Origin of the sequence: Methanosalsum zhilinae DSM 4017 (assembly GCF_000217995.1) — an archaeon.
In the GTDB taxonomy this organism is placed as follows: Archaea; Halobacteriota; Methanosarcinia; order Methanosarcinales; family Methanosarcinaceae; genus Methanosalsum; species Methanosalsum zhilinae.
The window spans coordinates 1,662,763-1,684,155 of sequence record NC_015676.1; the positions used below are offsets into that span (position 1 = coordinate 1,662,763).

The 21,393-nt window shown below is 38.9% G+C and carries 20 protein-coding genes, 1 tRNA gene and 1 CRISPR repeat array; of the genes, 4 read left to right on the forward strand and 17 right to left on the reverse strand.

Annotation, left to right across the window (positions count from 1 at the left end):
• Positions 1–3: 3 nt before the first annotated feature.
• From MZHIL_RS07785 to MZHIL_RS07795, 3 genes are read right to left on the reverse strand one after another with little or no spacing between them, the layout of a single operon-like run.
• On the reverse strand, positions 4–933 hold the full coding sequence (locus MZHIL_RS07785) for an ADP-ribosylglycohydrolase family protein (protein WP_048815682.1): 930 nt from the start codon (positions 931–933) through the stop codon (positions 4–6).
• A gap of 4 nt (positions 934–937) precedes the next feature.
• Positions 938–1,639 (reverse strand): flavodoxin family protein, encoded by a 702-nt coding sequence (locus MZHIL_RS07790; protein WP_013898825.1) that lies wholly within the window; start codon positions 1,637–1,639, stop codon positions 938–940.
• A gap of 15 nt (positions 1,640–1,654) precedes the next feature.
• Complete coding sequence (locus tag MZHIL_RS07795) at positions 1,655–2,353, reverse strand: AIM24 family protein (protein WP_013898826.1); 699 nt, start codon at positions 2,351–2,353, stop codon at positions 1,655–1,657.
• 470 nt (positions 2,354–2,823) lie between these two features.
• Here MZHIL_RS07795 and MZHIL_RS07800 point away from each other — a divergent pair, with 470 nt between their 5' ends.
• Both MZHIL_RS07800 and MZHIL_RS07805 read left to right on the forward strand, forming a co-directional pair.
• A complete protein-coding gene (locus MZHIL_RS07800) occupies positions 2,824–4,482 on the forward strand; it encodes a sensor histidine kinase (protein WP_013898827.1) in 1,659 nt (552 codons plus the stop codon).
• Between the two features lie 370 nt (positions 4,483–4,852).
• Positions 4,853–5,245: a DUF2023 family protein gene (locus tag MZHIL_RS07805; protein WP_013898828.1), complete on the forward strand. Its 393-nt coding sequence runs from the start codon at positions 4,853–4,855 to the stop codon at positions 5,243–5,245.
• A 101-nt stretch (positions 5,246–5,346) separates the two neighbouring features.
• On the opposite strand, the gene MZHIL_RS07810 is transcribed toward MZHIL_RS07805, so the two are convergent.
• On the reverse strand, positions 5,347–5,997 hold the full coding sequence (locus MZHIL_RS07810) for a YggS family pyridoxal phosphate-dependent enzyme (RefSeq protein WP_013898829.1): 651 nt from the start codon (positions 5,995–5,997) through the stop codon (positions 5,347–5,349).
• Positions 5,998–6,069: 72 nt separating this feature from the next.
• On the opposite strand from MZHIL_RS07810, the gene MZHIL_RS10570 reads away from it, so the two are divergent.
• The gene (locus MZHIL_RS10570) at positions 6,070–6,228 is read left to right on the forward strand and encodes a hypothetical protein (RefSeq protein WP_157209657.1); all 159 of its coding nucleotides are present in this window, start codon (positions 6,070–6,072) and stop codon (positions 6,226–6,228) included.
• Between the two features lie 299 nt (positions 6,229–6,527).
• On the opposite strand, the gene cas2e is transcribed toward MZHIL_RS10570, so the two are convergent.
• The 11 genes from cas2e to MZHIL_RS07865 all read right to left on the reverse strand — a co-directional run bounded on the left by cas2e (position 6,528) and on the right by MZHIL_RS07865 (position 18,914).
• Positions 6,528–6,824: a type I-E CRISPR-associated endoribonuclease Cas2e gene (gene cas2e, locus MZHIL_RS07815; protein ID WP_013898830.1), complete on the reverse strand. Its 297-nt coding sequence runs from the start codon at positions 6,822–6,824 to the stop codon at positions 6,528–6,530.
• The gene (cas1e, locus tag MZHIL_RS07820) at positions 6,805–7,716 is read right to left on the reverse strand and encodes a type I-E CRISPR-associated endonuclease Cas1e (RefSeq protein WP_013898831.1); all 912 of its coding nucleotides are present in this window, start codon (positions 7,714–7,716) and stop codon (positions 6,805–6,807) included. The genes cas2e and cas1e overlap by 20 nt, the downstream gene beginning before the upstream one ends.
• Positions 7,717–7,726: 10 nt before the next feature.
• Entirely contained in the window at positions 7,727–8,404 is a 678-nt protein-coding gene (cas6e, locus tag MZHIL_RS07825; RefSeq protein WP_172633399.1) for a type I-E CRISPR-associated protein Cas6/Cse3/CasE, read from the reverse strand.
• Between the two features lie 8 nt (positions 8,405–8,412).
• Positions 8,413–9,135 carry a type I-E CRISPR-associated protein Cas5/CasD gene (gene cas5e, locus MZHIL_RS07830; protein ID WP_013898833.1) on the reverse strand — a complete coding sequence of 241 codons (723 nt, stop codon included), beginning with the start codon at positions 9,133–9,135 and terminating at the stop codon, positions 8,413–8,415.
• A gap of 21 nt (positions 9,136–9,156) precedes the next feature.
• Positions 9,157–10,275 carry a type I-E CRISPR-associated protein Cas7/Cse4/CasC gene (gene cas7e / locus MZHIL_RS07835; protein ID WP_013898834.1) on the reverse strand — a complete coding sequence of 373 codons (1,119 nt, stop codon included), beginning with the start codon at positions 10,273–10,275 and terminating at the stop codon, positions 9,157–9,159.
• 18 nt (positions 10,276–10,293) lie between these two features.
• Positions 10,294–10,776, reverse strand: a complete 483-nt coding sequence (gene casB, locus MZHIL_RS07840; protein ID WP_245527582.1) for a type I-E CRISPR-associated protein Cse2/CasB — start codon at positions 10,774–10,776, stop codon at positions 10,294–10,296.
• Positions 10,777–10,816: 40 nt separating this feature from the next.
• The gene (gene casA, locus MZHIL_RS07845) at positions 10,817–12,391 is read right to left on the reverse strand and encodes a type I-E CRISPR-associated protein Cse1/CasA (RefSeq protein ID WP_013898836.1); all 1,575 of its coding nucleotides are present in this window, start codon (positions 12,389–12,391) and stop codon (positions 10,817–10,819) included.
• Positions 12,392–12,406: 15 nt separating this feature from the next.
• Complete coding sequence (locus MZHIL_RS07850; protein WP_013898837.1) at positions 12,407–15,160, reverse strand: CRISPR-associated helicase/endonuclease Cas3; 2,754 nt, start codon at positions 15,158–15,160, stop codon at positions 12,407–12,409.
• A 158-nt stretch (positions 15,161–15,318) separates the two neighbouring features.
• Positions 15,319–16,997: a CRISPR direct-repeat array (repeat unit 28 nt; unit sequence GGTTCATCCCCACGTGTGTGGGGAACTC).
• Between the two features lie 934 nt (positions 16,998–17,931).
• Positions 17,932–18,003, reverse strand: a tRNA-Thr gene (locus MZHIL_RS07855).
• 77 nt (positions 18,004–18,080) lie between these two features.
• Positions 18,081–18,587 carry a chorismate--pyruvate lyase family protein gene (locus tag MZHIL_RS07860; RefSeq protein ID WP_013898838.1) on the reverse strand — a complete coding sequence of 169 codons (507 nt, stop codon included), beginning with the start codon at positions 18,585–18,587 and terminating at the stop codon, positions 18,081–18,083.
• Between the two features lie 18 nt (positions 18,588–18,605).
• Positions 18,606–18,914: a DUF5611 family protein gene (locus MZHIL_RS07865; protein WP_013898839.1), complete on the reverse strand. Its 309-nt coding sequence runs from the start codon at positions 18,912–18,914 to the stop codon at positions 18,606–18,608.
• Between the two features lie 148 nt (positions 18,915–19,062).
• On the opposite strand from MZHIL_RS07865, the gene MZHIL_RS07870 reads away from it, so the two are divergent.
• Complete coding sequence (locus MZHIL_RS07870; RefSeq protein WP_013898840.1) at positions 19,063–19,365, forward strand: hypothetical protein; 303 nt, start codon at positions 19,063–19,065, stop codon at positions 19,363–19,365.
• 1 nt (position 19,366) lies between these two features.
• Here the strand turns inward: MZHIL_RS07870 and MZHIL_RS07875 are convergent, their stop codons facing one another.
• Both MZHIL_RS07875 and nifB read right to left on the reverse strand, forming a co-directional pair.
• A complete protein-coding gene (locus MZHIL_RS07875; RefSeq protein WP_048815685.1) occupies positions 19,367–20,350 on the reverse strand; it encodes a methanogenesis marker 2 protein in 984 nt (327 codons plus the stop codon).
• Between the two features lie 36 nt (positions 20,351–20,386).
• Positions 20,387–21,331 carry a nitrogenase cofactor biosynthesis protein NifB gene (gene nifB, locus MZHIL_RS07880; RefSeq protein ID WP_013898842.1) on the reverse strand — a complete coding sequence of 315 codons (945 nt, stop codon included), beginning with the start codon at positions 21,329–21,331 and terminating at the stop codon, positions 20,387–20,389.
• Positions 21,332–21,393 lie beyond the last annotated feature (62 nt).

A 21,393-nucleotide genomic window follows, 5' to 3' on the forward strand; every position in this document is an offset into this window, starting at 1 on the left:
GTATCAGTATACCTCATCTCTTATTTTTAGAAGTTGTTTTGCATAGTATTCAATGAGTTCCCGCTTTACAAGTCTGGACAGCCACCTTTCAGGAATTGATCCTGCACCATAATAGGCTCCTGCCAGCTGGCCAAATATGGCACCTGTAGTATCTGCATCTTCTCCAAGATTTACTGCCATGAGACACCCTTGCTCAAATGACCTGCTTCTATAGAAGGCCCACATAGCAGCTTCCAGACTATTGACAACATACATTGTACCTTTTATCTGGGGTGGCTCTTTGATTTTGAATGAACCTGAAGCAATCACTCTGATTTCATTGCACAGAGGATTTTTCTGCCAGTATTCTCTTAAAGGGTAATAGCAGCTGGAGAGAAGTGCTTCTTTTCGCACCCCCAGTAGTGCACCTGTTATAAGCGCACCCATGTATCTGCATGCATCAATGGCAATCCTTGAATTGTGGGTGGTTTTTGAACTCTTACCAGATAACTCTATTGCTTTTTGTGGATCCTCTGCAAAAGCCAGGGGAACAGGCGCCAGTCTCATAAGGGAACCATTGGTAGGCATTCCATCGTGAACAGGAGCAACTGAGAATCGCTCTTTTTCAAACAACTCAAGGCTTCGGGATGTGGTGGGACCTATGCCAAAGCATTTTCCGGTGCTGCTCAGGTAACCTTCCCTGTACCATTTAAGATACCTTTCAAGCTGATCCTCCTGATCAAATCCCATTTTTTCAATAAGGCTTTCTGCAAGGCATAGTGCCTGGGAGGTATCATCTGTCCATTCTCCCGGATTCAGGTTAAATGACCCACCACCGGTCATATCAAGGATCGGATCAAAGTTACCAGGTGGTTTTGACTCAACCGGTGCACCAAGAGCATCACCAGTTGCAAGTCCCAGCAGGGAGCCAAGATATCTTGTTTCCATTTTCATAGAATCATCTATATTCAGGATTTGGATGATCGAATCTGCATCCTGCATCCCATTTAGATCTCTGGTTCCCGTGTGCAGGAATACCACCCAGGTCCTTCAGAATCCGGGCCATATGCATAAGGTTCCATGTCATAAAGGTTGTGTTCCTATTTGTAAAATCATTTTCCGGACCACCTGAACCTTCATCCAGATAGGAGGGTCCCGGACCAATCTCACCAATCCAGGCCGCATCTGACTGTGGAGGTATCACATATCCCAAATGCTGCAGAGAGTACAGAATGTTCATTGCACAGTGCTTTGCACCATCCTCATTACCAGTAATAACAGTACCTCCAGCCCTACCATAGTAAATGTACTGCCCATTTTCATTCAATTCACCTGATGAGGAATACAGTCTCTCCACAACCCGGGTACAGACAGAAGATTTATCCCCAAGCCAGATTGGTGTTCCCATGATCAGAATATCAGCATCCATTACCTTTTTGAAAATCTGCGGCCATTCATCAACCTCCCACCCATATTCCTTCATATCTGGATAAACCCCTGGAGCAATCTGATAATCAACCGGTCTTAATATTTCAACCAGGACTCCGTTTTTCTCCATAATTGCCTTTGATTTATTCAGAAGACCTTCAGTATGTGACAGTTCAGGTGATCTTTTCAGAGTACAGTTCAGGAACAGAGCTTTTAGATCATTGAATTTCATATTCATGCCACTTCTTTATTTGGATGATGACGCCTGGAAGGCAATTTCCTCATAGGGCTGAATAACTACAAAACCCTCGCCTCTGAATTTCATCTGTATCGTTTCACCACTTGCTCTTCCAAGAAGTGTTTTCATAGAGATATCAGTTTTCAGCTCCGGCATCAGATTACCAGACCATGCAACTGTGGCAGTGGGGTCTGTGAATACAGATTCATTACCTGTAACTCTCAGAGTAAGAGGATCATAATGGGTTGTAATGGCAACCATGCCCGTACCTTCAAGCCTTACATTAAAAAGGCCGCCGGATACCATACCAGTAATTTTTTTCATGAGCTTGATGTCCCAGTCAAGAGTATTATCAAATGCAAGCAGGTCATTACCATTGACAACAATCGACTGGTCCTCAAGATTTATCACCGAAACCTTCTTACCCATGTCTGCCAGATAGAGTTTTCCTTCACCTTCAGCCCTGGTAAGAGTCATCCCTTCACCTGTCAGTGTCTTTTTCACCAGTTTACCAAGTCCGTGCTCTAAAACACCTTCCCGGGAAAATCTGATGTTTCCAAAATATGCAACCATTGACCCCATTTTAGTCCATACACTGCCATCAAGGTTTATCTCAAGGAATCTCTCCCTTTCAAGCCGGACCCTTTCATCTCCATCTCCTGTTTTTCCGGTAATATTTACAAATTCTTCTATTGAATATTTTTCCACAGTATAACCTCTATAGAAGTATATTTTAGTCCCTGTTTAAATCTCTTTTTAAGGAAATAGTAATAACAGTACCAATGGTGATAACATCATACCACAAAATCAGTTTTACTGGTTCCATAAGGAACCAGCAATACCAATTCTTTCGGAAAAAAAGATCCCAGAGTCAATTTTGTTAACCATGAGGAAGAAACATAGTTAACTGCCAGCTCAGATAGCATATACATAAACTACCTGAACTGATATAATGGTGATTTTTTGAATAACGTATGTTATCTAATAACATAATATATCTATCTTAATTCGATATATGCAGATTATGCCAACAATATCCCAATAAGTTCATAACCCATTTACGGATTGTGAAAATAACAGTCTCAACTATAATCAATATAATAATAAATTTATACAAAAAGAACAGGTACTTTCCTGAAATGAAATTGCTGTTGAAATAATATAACTGGAGTTATAAAATGAACATAATCCCGTTACTTGTTTTTTTCAGCTTTATATTTTACATATATTTCAGCATACACACTCTAAAACTTGATCCAAACAGCAGGCTCAATCAGATATTTTCGGTCATGTGTATAATCATGGGAATCTGGGCTTTTGGTTACACATTCATGATCCCTGCAGCAACTGCTGAAACTGCTATGTTCTGGAGAAAGATATCAGCTATTGGATGGTGTATCATATACAGTTTGATACTGCATTTTTCACTGGTATTGACTGGAAGAGAAGATATATTGAAGAGATGGTGGACTTACCCGGTAATATATTCTCCAGGAATTTTTTTTGCTTACTACTATATATCAGACAGAGGAATGTCCATCCAGAATTTTGTAGAGACTGATCTTGGCTGGACATACCTGTACTCAATCAATATGGGAATTCTTGACTGGGCATTCCATCTGTACTATACCATATATGTACTTGCAGCAATCATTCTTATCTGGCAGTGGAGTGGAGTAGCTAAGTTCATGCGTGAGAAAAAGCAGGCATACATTATTGTTTCAACTTTTGCAGTCGTATTTTTATTCGGAGTTATCACTGACAACATACTGCCCATATTAGGCAAAGCTGTCGTTCCTCCGATTGCAATAGTGTTTACCCTTATTCCTGCATATGCGCTCCATTACTCGATCAGAAGATACAGATTCCTTGCAATGTCCCCGAAGAATACAATCAATGACATAATTGAAAATATGTCAGACGGTCTTCTGTTACTGGATGAAAATGGAAGAATAACAATGGCAAACCCGAGAGCATTGAATCTGTTAGGGTACAGTAAAGTGGAGATTATAAGCAGGCCTATTGAATCCATTCTTGCAGACGCGAATGCATCATCTATCTATTCAATTAAGGATGATAAAAATAAAAACATTATCCAGAATCTGGAAAAGGAGATTTTGACAAAGGACAATACAAAGTTATCTGTCCTGATCTCAGCCTCATTGATAAAGGACGATTGGGGAGAACTGCTGGGAATGACATTCATCTTCCATGATATAACAGAACGCAAAAAAATGGAAGAAATGCACCTGAAAGAAGTTCATCACAGGATCAAAAACAATCTTCAGGTCATAGCCAGCCTTCTGAATCTTCAGTCAAGAAACTTTGAAGATGAAACTATAAAAAGTGCTTTCAGAGACAGTCAGAACAGAGTTCGCTCAATGTCCCTTGCACATGAAAAACTATACAGGTCTCCTGATCTTGCAAGTATTGAAGTCTCAGATTACATAAAAAATCTTACAGACAACATTTTCCAGACATATTCTACAGGAAATAACAGGATAAAGCTGGATATCCAGGCAGATAAAGAATATCTCCAGATCGACAAAATAGTACCTGTTGGACTTATTTTAAACGAACTGATCACAAATTCTTTCAAGTATGCGTTCCCGGAAAATGAAGAGGGGATAATATCTATCAAATTTGTCATTAAAGGGAGCGAATATATTCTTGAGGTCAAAGACGATGGAATCGGGATGCCTGATAATTTTGATATTGATTCATCTTCATCCCTGGGTTTAAAAGTAGTGAATATGCTGGTACAGCAACTTGAAGGTACAATAGAATATAATATTTCCAGTGGAACCGGGTATATTATAAGCTTCCCCAATAACTGAGTGAAGAATCAGCAATTAACTCTGCAGTCAGACCGGTTGGCGTGAATGAAAGCATTTGTCCATAACTTTTCAGCAATATATAGAGTATTTACTTACTTTTTGAGGGGATAGTCTCTATTTACCACGAAGCTTACACCAACCGGCACAAAATAATTGAACTCAGGATAATATATATTTTTTGAAAATATAATACATATTAAATAAATTTTATCTTCTGTGATTATTTCACATAATAATTATTTAGGTTTCTGCAACAAAATTCGGTTGCCCAAAAATATATATGCCTTTTAAACAATGTTGTACAGCTTCAGTGGAGAAAGGACCCATAAACCATAACCAGATCACTTTGAAAATCGGCAGGTGCAATAAATTGAAAACCCTAACAGAAGAACTGCTAAAAACACACCTTCACGGAAATATGCAGGTATTTCGACATCACATCTATGAATACCAGAAAGGTCTCAGGCACCTGATTCTGCACACAACCAGTCAATGTTTTGAAGATGAGATTATCAGCCTGCTTGAAAAGAAGAGAATAGACTACCTGATACAGCCAGCTTCCGGAAAGAAAATAAATGTATTTTTCGGAGACCGAAGATGCATTGAAGTACTTAACCGGATTGGAAGAAAGAATCTTTCACGATTCACAGATGAGGAGGATTTCATACTTGGAATAATGCTTGGATATGACCGTCTGAAACAGTGTGAACGATACCTTGAACGGAAAAATAAGAACGGAATAATTGAACCTCTCGTGGGATAATTGAATTCAGTTAGATTGGAATGATCATATTGTAAGGCCAGTTCAATTTAGTGCAAATCTGGGATCAGAAATTAAGATCATGAGAACAGTCTTGATCTTTCTCAGTACTCCCTCTCCCCAAATATTGCAGAGCCTACCCGTACCATGGTGGCACCTTCTTCGATGGCAACCATGTAATCATTGGACATGCCCATTGATAGCTCCTGGATGTCTATGTTATCCCTGTTTTCCTGTTTCAGCTCATCGAAAAGGGATTTCATCTTCCTGAAATATGGACGTGCCTGTTCAGGAGATACATAAGGGGGTATACACATGAGCCCTTTTACACAAACATTTTTGAGAGAAGCAATTTCAGGTATAACCTGTTTTATCTCATCCAGTCCCAGCCCATGCTTTTGCGGTTCATTGCCTATATTGACCTGGAGAAAAACCATCTGTATTTTATCAATAGCCCTGGCTCTTTTATTTATCTTCTTTAACACTTTCATGGAATCTGCAGACTGAATTACATCAAATAGCTGGACCGCTCTTTTGACCTTATTGGTCTGTAAATGTCCTATAAAATGTACCTCACATGGCAGGATCTTATCGCGTTTTTCCTCAAATTCCTGAACACGGTTCTCTCCTATGATGGTAACACCTGCCCTGATGGCTTCGTTTATCCTTGCAGGCTCAACAGTCTTGGTGACACAGATAAGAGTTGCATCTCCAACCTCTTCAAAGATCCGTTTTACATTTTCATCCACTGACATTATTTATCCCAGGATCATGTTCTGATTATTGTAAATACATATTCTCAACTGCTTCAGCTCTCAGCAAATTTAATGCTTAAAGGCAATAAGGTTATTGGCCGGGTTGTCAGCGGGTATGAGAATGAATCTGAATTTGTTAGCAATGATCGCATAGAAGTAGTTAAACAATTATTCTGTAATGGGAATCATAGATATGATAAGACAGGATGGATATCTGTTAAAAGAGCTTAAAATTGAAAATAAATAATAAAAGGCTTTGAAATTAAAAAATAGGTAAAAAATAGGAAGTTTCAGGTCGTATACTTAAAAACAATATCAAGCCTATACCCCTATTAATTGCATTATATAGAGATAATACTTAAGATCATGGTCCAGCCATCTATAGATATGCTTGGGGATCAGTTCATCCCCATGTGTATGGAGAGCTAACTGATTCATATATATATTCGATTAAAATAAATGACAACAAGTTTCTTCTGGAGATATAAATATTTGTAGATATCATTAAGAATTTCATGCTGATTCTTCATTTATGCATCTTCAATCTCCATTTCTGGTAAAAAAGATATTAATTTAATCCCATCCATTTCTTTTGGTATACGTCTATTATTACCAAATGTAACAAAATCAAAGCCTTGTTCATTAGGTGCATTCCAAGCAACAACCACATTTCCTTCTTCAATACTCTCTCTAATTTCTTCTAAAATCATTGTTCGTACTTTCACAGAATAGTTCCCAATGTACACTCCAGCTCTTATTTCTAGTAGCCTGACTGCCAGCCTACCTCTTAATCTATCAGGTATATTTTCAGTTACGATGACCAGCATCGCCTATCCCCTCTTTATTTGGAATCGCGGGAGGAACTGAGTCAGATGGTGTCTTTGGGATGTCAATATCTCCGGCTGCAAGCACTTCTTCAATCGTTGGTATTATTTTTTTGAGTAGTCTAGTTTCTCTGAAAGAGTTTCTACATTCCAATCTAACGGCTCTTTCATAATTAGAATGGTTTTCTGAAGCTATTCTAAATGCAATTGGTACAACAGTTTCGAATTTGAAAAGGTCTGCTATATCATAAACAAATGAACGTGGTTTGCCTGTATGAATAAAACCAACAGCTGGAGAATATCCTGCTGCAAGGATTGCAGCTTCTGTGACACCATAGATACATGAGGTTGCTGAGCTTAAACATTTATTTTGAATGTCACTGTTATCCCAGTTGTTGGGGTCATATTTACGACCTTTCCATTCAACACCATATTGTTTTGCAATAATTTGATAAAGTTTTTTTACACGAGCAGCTTCCATGCCTCTCATCTGTTCTATACTATATTCATCTGGAAGAACTTCGTTGAATCTTATGGAATACATTTTTCGAACTACTTTTTTTCTAAGCTCTTCATCCAATGCAAGTTTTGCTTGATACAATAAACGGTCTGCTCTAGCACCACCCGGCTGTCCTGCTGAATAAAGACGCACACCAGCTTCTCCAACCCATATAAGTAAACACCCAACATCTGAAGCAAGAGCAGCAGCTTTATGTGATACTCGCGTCCCAGGTTCCAGCATCAAACAAGCTATGCCACCTACAGGTATTTGTACACGTACTCCATTTTTATCTATTAGTACAAAAGATCCGTTAATTACATCAAGCTCTCCTTTTTCAAGAAAAAGTAAAGAAAATCTTTCTTTTATCGATATAGGTTTTGGTTTGCGTAGCATTCTACCGACCTCATCGAATTGGTTTAACTAACATGAGGCCACATCCAAAGCTTTTTGCTGGACCAATACCATTAAACAATGCATTTGTGAAAGATTCCATGTCTGTAACTTGAATCATACCATCAAAATCAAGTGTACTAATTTTAATTTGGCCACTACCTTTAGGTTTTTTGAAATTGTGGGTCTGGTATCCATCAGCTCTTACGTTTCTCCAATCAAAAGTAAAGCCATTTTTGAGACCTTTTTTATTTAGCCACTCCAAACCTTTTTCATGTGCAATTTCTGAAATCGGTGGAAGTTTACTACTATTTAGTTTCTCACTTTGAAGCCTATATTTTTCATCCATCACCACATCATGTCTTTTTTGTTTTCCATTTTCATCCCTCTTAGTAACAACCGGATTGGCCCTGAGTGAAAAAAGAAAATGTTGACCAGGATTTATTTTTGGATCATATGTTTTTACATCAATATTGAAATAAGACAAATTATTAGCAGGAATACTCTTTGAAACTACGTAAAAAGTAGGAACATTCCTATTAAATTCATAGCGGTATAAAAAATCTCTCTTATCGTCTGGCTTTTTTGAAAAGAGCGACCAAACAAGTTGATGTATACTATACGTGTTTTGCAGTTTATTCCAGACATCTTTATCAAAAACTTTGTCCGGGAGAATTTCTGCCTTTGTCATATACATGTTTAATTCTCCATATTAACCATTGCATAATATTCATTCCTTCTAGAGAATTGCCATCTTTTACGACTGAGTATCTCATCATATTTGGAGATTACTTGATCCGAATCTATATTTTCATCAGGATCCTCCCAATAAAATCTACAATTTTGAGATGAGTTTAGCTCTGGTATAAAAATTCTATCTCTGAAATCGGTGATCAATAGCGCTTCTTTCATATTACTTGCTGAAACTACCTTTGGATCTAAAGGCAGAGATAGTGGACAGGACTTTCTACCGAGATATAGGTTGAAACTCGGGTTATTTAGTTTATCGATTAACATTGAAAATGGGTAGGGTGGCTCCTCACTCTTTGAGGATAAAATAATAGTATACAGACAGTCACTATAATAGTCCCGTGTAGAGATAATGGTGTTCAAATTATTATCATCCGTTTCTAATTCTTCTTTTCTTGAAGAATGAGTCTTTTTACTTTTCCCAGGTACTTGAGATGTGTGATAGTCTCGCAACATATTTCCATGAGAATTTACTAAAACACCATAATTGTAAGATGAATTTAATTTTAAATGAGCTTCATCATCATCTCTATCAATGCCCAAAGCAGCTGCTAGCAACCCAAAAATTGCAGATTTTGAAGGATGGTCAAACGTTGGTCTGTGTGTACCTATCGCAATATCTCCCCAAGATGCTATTGGTGCATATATCCGGAAAATTAAATAATCTTTCATTTGACCCAGCTCCACTTTAAATTAGTTACTGATAAAATCCATTAGTTCTGACATATTGCCTTCACCAGTGTAAACATTCATCGTCTTAACTTCGTCTGCACATGGGCCATACACTTGATCCATCTTCGCTTTTGTAGTTTCCAATTTATCAATAGCATCCTTCAGCATGTCATCACCAGTAATAGATTTTAAGTATGACACTGCCAAACTCCGTGGCTGTTGATTTCCTTTTTCTACCATCACATAAGATGCATAGGATCTTGAAGCAAAGCTATTTTGTTTACCAGTGGGTGAAACTTTAGAAGCAGCTTCTATCAACGCCTTTAGAGAGTTGGATACTAAATTCTTATCACCGCCTAAGTTTGATTCCAATAAATCCTTATCAACACATATATATGTATAAAATAAACCAGAACCAAACTCATTCTCTCCAAGGTGCCCCGATCCCATGTTTTCTTCACCTTTGTTCAGGTCGTCAACAGCAGTGAAATAGTCATCTTCAACGGCAACTTTGTTGGCAGTGATGGCATGAGATACTTGAACCGCAGCTTCTGTATTATACATTGTATCCGATGCAAGCATACGTCCAAACATCGCAATATCAACTGCCGTATGCTTTTGTTTCAATAAATCCAGTTTTTTAATATCTTCTTTAGAAGGTTTTTTTTGTTCTTGGGCTATTTGTGACATTAATTCATCTATTGATGTTATTTCTTCTGGGCTGAAATGAGCAAGTTGCTCGATCTCCAGTTCAGCAAGTGGATTATTTTTATTTTCTTTTTTGATTTTTCCAAAAACATCAGCAATTGCTTTTGCCCATTCTTTTGCTACACTTTCCTCTACAGGATTGTTAACCTTATCGGAGTTAAAACCGTTATTTAAAAAATCTTTTAGTGTGAAGCCATTTGTTAATGCTTTGAAAACACTCACACCCATACTTTTGGTTCTAATTCCGATATTTCCATCAAGTTTTTCTTTGAATATATCAGATGTTCTCCATGCTCTTTTTAGACTCTGCGAAGATATCCTCAATCTTTGAGTACCACCCATTATAGCAGTTTTTGGTCTCCCAAGATCATCTCTATTAAGATTGGAAGGAGGATACGATACTAAAGTGTGTATTTGTACAAATTTTGACATTTCTAGATCACCTTTTTTTTAATTTGATAATTTGTCATAGTATTCAAAAGCCCAGTTCTTTTTAGTAATATCATTCCACCAATAGATACTATTAGCAAGATTACATATGTTGACATTCCCATTCATGAGTTTTATTAACCTAACAAGATAAATGAAGAGTTCTTCTCTTTCATCGATTGTCAAGACCCTTCTAAACCTCAGTTCACTTACTTTTGGTTTTGAGCCATCTTTGGTTTTTGCCATTTGACCTGCAAATGTGTTATTAGTATCATTTTCTTTGACATGAGCTAAGACACCTGCAAGAAGTGCTACTGCTCTTTTGTTCTTAAAACCTAAATTACTTAGCTGGTGCCATAGATAGTGATAAGATGGAGTGAATACAACCTCGCTCAGGTCGTGGCATCTACGAAGATTAGCTCTATCCGCTTTTCTGTTTTCCAGGTCCTTCCACCACTGAATTACAATTTTACAAACATCTTCTTGTTCTAATGAACTTTTCATTTTTGTCAATTATTATCACCTCGAGCAAGAACTAATCAACTTATGTTGATAGACCTAAAGCCTTAATGACTTGTTTGTTCTTTTGAGAATTATAATTTCTAAGATTACGGCGAGAAGTAGCTACTTTTTTAGGGTTTACTATACTCTGTTGAGCCGGATTCGTATATTCATCAAACAAATTCAAGGATTGCTTTGATAAGTATTTGAGCCAATCAAGTTTGACTTGGTTAATAAGTGCTTCATCATCACTTTGTTTTGATATAACATCAACAAACGAGTAGAATTCGGCTTCTGTCCTATACCAAAACTGCGAATCTATATGTGATAGTTCACCCGAGCTACTCGACTTTGGTACTATGGCGTTTTTAACACAACTTCTTGTATTATTTTTTATCACTTCAGCACATGTAACCAACCTTTCAACAGTAATTTCATATTTCTTTCTAATGTTTTCATTTACAGTTATAAGTGGCATGGTGCTTTCATACCAACTACGTACTTTCATATTATCAAAATCAAAGCCAAATGCCCACAGTCTAGGTGAATGCTGAAACACTTCACTTAAATTTCTTGGTCTTTTAAAGAACTCATCGACCACTAAAGCGGGGTGATATGAATCACTACTATCGTGCTGGACTAGCCCTACCCAATATCTATACGTAATACCGCCTGGCTGTGGATGTCTTGGGAGCAACTGTGACTTTTCTTCACGATGTGGAGATAAAGTATGTGCCCAATTACCTTCATAATTAACACCATAGTTTTTTGTAATGTATTTTGTGATTAAACTGTCACACGATTCACTACAAATATCACATTCACCATCTTCTCTTTGCTCAAAATCAATCTTGATTCTTCGAGGCATCCCCCAATACATTTGCTTTGGGCTTACATCCATAGGTGTTGTGATTACACCAGTTCTTGGTTCACTTGTCCTTGTAGGCCCCATCCAAGGAAAGATATCTGAGAGATCTGTGTGACTGACATCTCCTAATTGAGTAAAGTTATCTTCAACAACAATATTGAGCCAGACATGGTGCCATAAATTCTCGCCAAGTATGAGAGTAGTTAGTGGTCCACCACCTCTTAATGAAGTACGGTGACCGGCACCACCAGATGGTGCATTTAATTGTAAATTGAAAAGTGCCATAGCACAACATGTTGGACACATCTTGGTTACACTATCACGCTTTAGAAAATGATCTGCATTGTTTTTTAAAGTATTGTCTCCAGGCATTTCCATTAACAGAGAATCTACTCTGGATTTTTTTGAATCGATATTTAATTCATAATCTTGCATGAATAAACCCGACCCATTTTCATCAAAGTTGAATGCAGAAGAAACTGAAGAAAACGATTCTTTCAATTGTTCAGGTGTAGGAGGTCTTAAAAAATGTTTTCTCCACGTTCTATCATCCTTTGGAGAAATGGTTGTTTGAACCAGTCCAATCAAAAATTGCATCATAGAACCATTAAAATCGGGCCGTGGAGTATTTATTGAGACTATAGGATTAGTTTCAATATTAGTTGTAATCTCCCATGGTGCAATTTTTTCTGCAGTACCATCAGCTCTCTTTACACCAATCCATTTATCGTAAATTAAATTGAATGTCATAGTTTTATATTTCCTTCAATATTTACTTGTGTGTAATCCTGTCTTTGCATCGTATATTAGCTTCACTTTCTGACGATTTTGGTTCTCTCCAAAACCTAGCCACATACCGTCTTCCTGCAGTTCCATAGGTATAAACAAACTCCATTTACATTTATCTTTCATAGAATTTTTAGTTTCATCAATTAGTTCATTTATCTCCTCAGGATAACTAGGATATTTAACACGAATTGCGCTTACATTGACTTGGCTCATCTCCCAGGGGTGTCGGGTTGAACTATTAAGTGGTAATATCGCACCGTTTACTAATTTACCTAACCTTAAAGTTATAGAATCACCTAAGCGCGTTGGTACGACCGTATCATCGATCCATTGAGTACCTGTACGATCATATCCCTGAAATATTTTTAAAGATCTCCAGACGGCCATTGATTTTTCAGCCATAGTTTCGCCATAAGCATTCCTATCCACATTTAACAAAGCACTGGGGATGCTTTCATCTGCATTAGGTCCAAAAACACCTTCTATTAAGTATCTGCTATCTCGAGGAATATGCATTTCTTTCATTTCCAAAAGCAACTTTGCAGTAAGCCAAAGTTTACCATGTGTTTGATATACATAGCAACCTTTTGAAAACATACCAGAATACCAGCTATCAGATGCATCTTCTGTCGGCCTTGGGGATAATATACCCAATACTGGAGTTTTTCTAGAATCTTGCGTAGCAATATTACCATTTAAATCACGTTTGTGTCTATGTAACCGACCTGCCCTTTGAATAATAAGGTCAATTGGAGCCAAATCTGTTACCATATAATCAAAATCAAGGTCTAGTGATTGTTCAACAACCTGCGTAGATATTAAAATCTTACCAGCCCTCTGTTTATTACCACTGTTTTTGCCAAATGTCTCGAGTACTGACTCTTCAATTTTGAGTCTATCTCCCATTGTGAATCTTGCGTGGAATAAAATAACATTCTCGTGACCTATACAGTTGGCAATTGAATTATAAGCATCTATGGCATCATCTACTGTATTTCGAATCCAACAGCAACAAAATCCATTATTTGAAGCATCTATTATACTTTTTCGAACATGAGTTTTATCATGGAAAAATTCACATGAAACAACTCGTTCATTTTGAGATAAGTAATCAACTGGTTGTTCTTCTGATCCAGAACTTGATATATGTGTAACCAAAGGGTACTCGATCTTAGACACTGATTCAAACTCATAGCCTGCTCCAGTAGAAAACGATCGGACCAAATCATTTTTTTGTTTTAGCGGTAATGTAGCTGATAAAAGAATTACACTTCCACCCAGGGAAGCATGGAAAGTGAGCAAATTACATAACAATTCATGCATATAAGGATCATATGCGTGGACTTCATCAACTATCAACACATTTCTAGATAAACCTAATAGTCTTAGAGATTGGTGCTTTGATGGGAGCACACTCATAATAGCTTGATCAATTGTACCAACCCCAACGTCAGCTAACAACGATTTTTTTCTATTATCTGCTATCCAAGCAGAACATTGAGCTGAAATGGTTGATTCTTTGGTATTGTTCTCACCATAAAAATCATTTTCAGTTTTATTTGGTCCTATAGTATTTCTAAAAATTTTTGAGAGATGACTTTGTCCGTGTGCTAGAACCAGTGATGGATTGGATATAGGCTCATATATCTTCGAATAAGACTCGTATAATCTTTCATACATTGCATTAGAAGTAGCCATTGTGGGTAACCCAAAAAACAAACCATGTAGCCCTTCTCTAATCATTAACCTGTGAGATAAAGAAATTGCTGCCTCTGTTTTTCCACTACCTGTAGTATCTTCTATAATGAAAAGCTGTGGACCATTTCCAAGCTCCATCTCAGAAACAAAATTTTGCATTGGGGTAGGTTTTTTGATATAACCAAACAGGTGATTAATTCCACTCTCATGAGATACCTGTGATGGACATATCCCCGAATCTTTTAAAGCTTTTTTAGAGGCAGGTAACGCTATCTCAGTCCAGTATTTTTCTAAATTCATTATTGATGAATTATAATTAAAATATGACTCTGACGACCCTATCCAGTCACTGACTACTGCAAGGCCAGATAGAAGCCAAGAAGTTTTTTTAAAATATCTTTCCAAATCTTCAAAGATATCTACATCCCCACTATTTGAGGTTAGTGAGCTAAATCCATTTTTGAGTATAAGTTGGGATATTGACTCAATATAAGAAACTGCCATTTCCTTGTCATCACTGGAGAACAATTCATCATAGTTGATTTGGACTCCATTGTTTATATAAATAGGAGGATAGCCATGATGCCCAGTAGTAGCACGCAGCCACGGTAATATCAGTTCATTCCAGTCAAACTCATCATAGATTGTTTTATCAAGTGATAATATATTCATTTTCCACAAATCATTCCATAAGCTGTTCCATAGATGGTATCCTAAACTGTCATGTCTTATTTCATAACTTTTCTCAGAGCTATAACCTCTCAATTTTTTCATAAGATGAGGTTGTAGTGACTGGAAATTCTTAGAAAATTTACCGATATCATGAATTGCAATATAAAATGTTATAAGGCAAATCAAATCGTCGTCTTCTATTGGTAAATAATTTTTAAATTTTTCTAAGAAGATCTTGTCATTGTGTAATAATGAATTAGCAGTTGCTGCTACATCAAGACAATGATATGCTAACAAGTGGTAGTTAAATTCTTCATCAGAACCTGTTCTGAATTTTCCCCAATTATTGTAAAAATTCACTATTGTATCCCACTAGATAAATAACTTACATTAGTAATTTTTATGATAGTATATCAATTTTTTTATTTAGATTAATTTTTAGTTTGTGTTATGATTTTGTTATATCTACATACGTAGGTAATCTATCCGGTCTACAACAGCGATTTATAAAAACTGCGGATTCATCCCCACGTGTGTGGGGAACTCCAGAAGGGATTCAGGCCGTTCGGGGGAATACGCGGTTCATCCCCACGTGTGTGGGGAACTCTTCAAAGAATTCTATAGGGTTAAAAACAAGTGAGGTTCATCCCCACGTGTGTGGGGAACTCATCTGTTGAATATGTTACTGTTCGATTTACTGCGGTTCATCCCCACGTGTGTGGGGAACTCATGGTCTGTGGAGATGATGGTGAGAGGAAGGTCGGTTCATCCCCACGTGTGTGGGGAACTCAGTGCCAGCACTCTCATCCACTTTCCAATACCCGGTTCATCCCCACGTGTGTGGGGAACTCCCTATTTTAATCTCATCTTTCATTATTAAAACCGGTTCATCCCCACGTGTGTGGGGAACTCTCGATCAGACAGGGACGGATGCAAGTTCTAACTGGTTCATCCCCACGTGTGTGGGGAACTCATCACCCCTAAGCGTTTTAGTACTCCCTGGTAAAAGGTTCATCCCCACGTGTGTGGGGAACTCTGGGACAGACTTTACACAGTTCAACCCGTTAACGGTTCATCCCCACGTGTGTGGGGAACTCGTTGAAGGATTAACTCCGAATCTATCCGCTACATGGTTCATCCCCACGTGTGTGGGGAACTCTTTTTCCTCAACACAAAATAACCACATGGGGTCGGTTCATCCCCACGTGTGTGGGGAACTCATTATCATAATCATTGAACCAAACCGTTTTAACGGTTCATCCCCACGTGTGTGGGGAACTCGGTCCTGAATTCGCAGGTATCATATATTGCATCGGTTCATCCCCACGTGTGTGGGGAACTCATCCCGCACATAAACCCGTTGTCGCACCCGCTCGGTTCATCCCCACGTGTGTGGGGAACTCGATTGATGCTATCGATTTCTTCCCCGTTGTGTCGGTTCATCCCCACGTGTGTGGGGAACTCTCTTTATCCCCCATGGGTGCATAATGTGACCACGGTTCATCCCCACGTGTGTGGGGAACTCTCTTTCAGCAAGCCTTCTTTTTGCTTCTGAATCGGTTCATCCCCACGTGTGTGGGGAACTCATATTGCTTCAGCAATATCTAAACCAATATTTCGGTTCATCCCCACGTGTGTGGGGAACTCTGGTAAAGCAAGGTTTTGTCCAAACTTTAGTCCGGTTCATCCCCACGTGTGTGGGGAACTCGAATTACTCATATCGGTATCAAATAAATTATACGGTTCATCCCCACGTGTGTGGGGAACTCTGCATCACCATACCACATCATGATATGCCCGACGGTTCATCCCCACGTGTGTGGGGAACTCATCTAAACTCAAACCTACTCGTTACGATTAAACGGTTCATCCCCACGTGTGTGGGGAACTCTTCGCATTATATCAGAATTTGATTTACCTGTAGCGGTTCATCCCCACGTGTGTGGGGAACTCTACCCATCATCAGTGAATCCGTCATCTGGTACTGGTTCATCCCCACGTGTGTGGGGAACTCGTAAGTATATTCGAAGATATCGACAGGGTAAACGGTTCATCCCCACGTGTGTGGGGAACTCCCGTCACCGCTTTTTTGTGGCAAAAACTTTACAGGTTCATCCCCACGTGTGTGGGGAACTCTGGTTCTAAGTTGTCCCATAGTACTAAAAAGCCGGTTCATCCCCACGTGTGTGGGGAACTCTGTTTCTTATATATTTGATTAGAAAGGATGAAGGCAACTTTCTTCCGTATACAGAATTATTGCGTTAAACATACATTGTCATTAACTTCTTTTACGTCTCCATCTATATTATTTTTTACCGAACTGATTTCAAAAATATAAAACAAATTATAAAAAAATTGTTTATTATCACCTATTATATCCTGATTTTGCTGCAATTCTTATCATTGCATTTCAATTTTTTCTGCAAAGTATAAATGCTGTCGGTCAGGACAGTACATATCGAGTTCGATCTTCAGTCTCTGCACTAAATCGCAGCAATACCGGTAAGCTATTCCAAAGTTTTGTTTCAGGATTCTGCATAGCTGGTATGTTGTGATTCCGTCGTATACATATCCTCGCAGTTCACGCAGAATCTCCTAGACCAGTTGTTCTTTGGTAGCTGAATCTGTAACCTTTACATCACAGACTATGTAAGTAACTTTTTTCTCCCGAATTTCTTTAACTATTTCGACAGAATGGACAAATAATATATTCTTTTAGTATCGCTTCATTTTTAAATAACCGCTTTTCAACAAGTATGGTGTTCATGCATTCCGGACATATAGATATTATTTTTTTGCAGGTTGCATTAAGGCATCTTCTTCATCAAAAACTACAGAATGATTATTCAAAATGATACATGATTCGTTCAATTTCAGCAACCACTCTATACACGTCTGTAAGAGTTACTTCATTAAAATCCTTGCTAAAATATCTAACTGGCTAAGATATTTCAAAACAAGTGTGTCTGACAATCCTTCCCCATACAGAACATTTACAAATTCAAAAATTATATCTTTGTTTCGATGTAAATAATCTGCATCAATAATTGTTTTTCTGCAGATTCTATTTTGATTAGATAAATATCCAAAATTAGCTGGGTGAAAGTATTAGGCTTGATACTGTCTTAAGAAGCCTCGGGCGGGATTTGAACCCGCGACCTCGTCCTTACCAAGGACGCGCTATGCCCCTAAGCCACCGAGGCTCATTGTAAGAATAATGAGTTGATTCCACCAGATGTTGCGAATCAATTATGAAGGTTTCGGTTGAAACCGGAAAATGTCAGAGGTTCCATCGCTCATCTACCGGGAAACTCTCTTTTATCCACATGAGAGTATAGCCATGATGCATTATCCGGTATGTTCTTGAGAGAACCTTATGGCATCCGAAAAGATCTTCACCATTATCAAGCCGGATGGTTTCAAAGTCCCTGCGGGTTTCAATTCCATGGTTTCTCAGGATCTTGCCAATTGGAATATCTGCCCTCATCAGATCCTGCTGCATTCCAGGAGGCATTCTTGAGAGAGGAGACATGGATGTGGCATGCACATACTCAACATCACCTGCCATAAGTGTGACTGTACGCAGATTGACATCTTCATCAGGATTTACTCCAAGCACTGATGCCATCTCATTATCAGCCTTAACCACATGCTGGTTCTCTGTGATTACTGAAACGTCATTTCGGGTCATGATTTCAAGAAGGAATGTTACTGACCCGTCAGTTCCTGCACATACCCTGAGGCAGGTGGGAATATCAAACTCCTTCAGTTTTTCAAGAAATGCCATAGGAATTCTTCACAGGATTTACTTGGTAACTTCCTTTTTAGCCTGCTTGACCCGCTCTTTTGCAGAATATCCTGTAGCATCGTCAAGAAACTGCCTGAAACGCTTATTGGTATCAAGTATCAGATTTTCATCGGTAACATCGGTATCAGATACTGTATCCACCACAAGTTTCTTGTTCTCTATCCATACTTCCATTTTCGAGATTGCGCCATAAGATGTCACAAGTCGGTCATCTGTACGTTCTATCTCCGGAAAATTCTCTTCAAGGACTGAATGAATACGATCAATATCAGGACTGTAACCGCGTTTTAGTTTGTATGACTGCATTTTAAAACCTCTTATTACAACCTCTTTATTCCGGATAATAGCTACATATTTTACTTAATCCTTTTGATTTAAAAACAGTAAGCGATCATTTTTTATTCAATTGAGGATATCATTTCAGGAATACCACAGCCATATACAGGTGATCAGAATGCCCAAAAAATTATCATTTGAAGATCTTGTAGCAGAGAAGGAGAAAGAAGCAGAAGATGTCGAAAACATTGAACTTGAGGACATGTACGACCTGATAATACCTCCAGGGACCCCTTCGTACATCATATATGACCTTGTGGAAGAATTCAATCTCGAACCTGTGGACAGGAGAGTTAAGGTCAATATCGTAGACTGTGATGAACGGGATGTACTGGCACTCAGGGGTCAGCTGGAAGATGTCCAGGAAGCTGAACAGATTCTCTACAGAGAATTGAAAGCCTGGGCAGAAGACCAGGAATAAATCAGAAGTCCATATTTATACCGGTAATGGTATCACTGTTAAAATCAAAAACTGTTGCTTTTGAATCCTCATTGAAAATCTCAAGTCTGCGGCTATCATTAATCGAGCCGATCACAGCTGCAGTAATACCTGCATCCCTGAAGATACGGATACATTCTGATGCATTCTCCTCCTTTGCAGTAAGAACATAACCTGTTGCAGGATAGACCTTGAGCCACTGTTCAAGATCAACTGAATCAGGAACAGGAATCCGATCAAGATCAACCATTGCACCAACTTTACTGCTCTCACACAGCATTCCCAGAGTGCCAATTGTCCCGGGGTTGCTGATATCCTTGCCTGCGGTTGCAATTTTTGCCTCACCTATCTTCTGCATTACCATATACATCTCCCTGACCTGGGAAGGATCCTTGAATGATGTTGTATCCCAGCTATATGGTGAGTTGGGGCCTAACCTGCCATCCAGATCATAGGCTGCAATTACTGCATCACCGGCCTGGGCAGTATCACTCCTGATAATGCAATCCTTTTTAGCTATTCCAATAATAGCAACGGATATTGAAGTATAGGGAGTGTCAGGGTGCATGTGTCCACCAACCATGGGCACACTGAATTTTTTAACACCATCGGATATCCCCTTTATCAGCTGCTCACAGGCATCCATATTGTCTGTTGACAGAATATTGACCATTGCCAGTGGACGCCCGCCCATAGCAGATATGTCATTTACATTCACAAGCACTGAAGAGTATCCTGCCCACCATGGACTGGCTTCAGTGATTTTTCCCCATATGCCGTCTGCTGCAAAGAGGATTACGTCATCTCCTCCGATACCAATCACTGCAGCATCATCACCAAAATCTATAATCGTTCCCTGGTAATCAGAACGAACATTTTCAAAAATACGGACAATATCTTCAATTGGCTTCTTTCGGGTAAGACCCTCAAATTCCCTGATGTCGCGGACAATTTTTTTCAGATCCAGACCGGTCATCTCCAACAAATCCCTGCCATAACAGTATTAACTATCCCTTTTTAACCGGATCAGCCTTCTTCTCTCCTCACTCACCTGAGACAGATCCTTTCCAAGAAGTCCGTAGGCATCAGCGCGGCACTGTCTGCAGTGCTTCATCTGGCTTACAAATTCCTCACATGCCTTCTGAGCCTTTGCCCTTTCTTCCGTGGTAGGCGCTCTGAGGGATGAAAACTCACCCTGTGGTATCATCGGAATGATATTCATGATATACACTCCCATCTCACTCATCCTTCTGGCAATATCTACCACATGGTCATCATTGATAGTAGGAATAAGAACTGTGTTGATCTTCACAACAATACCGGCATCCACAGCTGCTCTGATACCTTCCATCTGGCGCCTGTGGAGTATCTTTGCCGCTTCCGGACCTTTGTAGATCTTCCCTTCATGAACTATATGTGAATAGATCTTCTCCATAATTTTAGGATCAACTGCATTCACAGTAACTGTAAGAGTGGATATATCCAGCCTAACCAGATCATCCACCCTATCAGGAAGAGCCAGACCATTGGTGCTCATGCACAGAAGAAGATCAGGAAACTCTTTCTTAACCAGCTCAAGAGTTTCAAATGTCTCATCATTTGCCAGTGGATCTCCAGGCCCTGCAATTCCCACCACCTTGATATAAGGGTGTTCACTTAGCACATTTCGAAGTTTGGAGACAGCCTCCTGGGGGGTTAGAACTTCACTGGTAACCCCGGGCCTGCTCTCGTTGACGCAGTCGTATTCACGTACACAGAACCTGCACTGGATATTGCATGCAGGTGCAACAGGAAGATGTATCCGTCCATACTTGTGCTGGGCTTTTGGATCATAGCAGGGATGATCAGCTATCTTTCTTAGAACATCACTGCCCTCATATTCAGGACATGCTGATATTTCCGAATGCCTGCTATCTCCCTGAACCTTCTCATTTTCTTTATCTGGCATCTTATTCTCCATGAGTAAAAGCAATCACAGTACAATTAAAACATTAAAATCCATCTATAAAT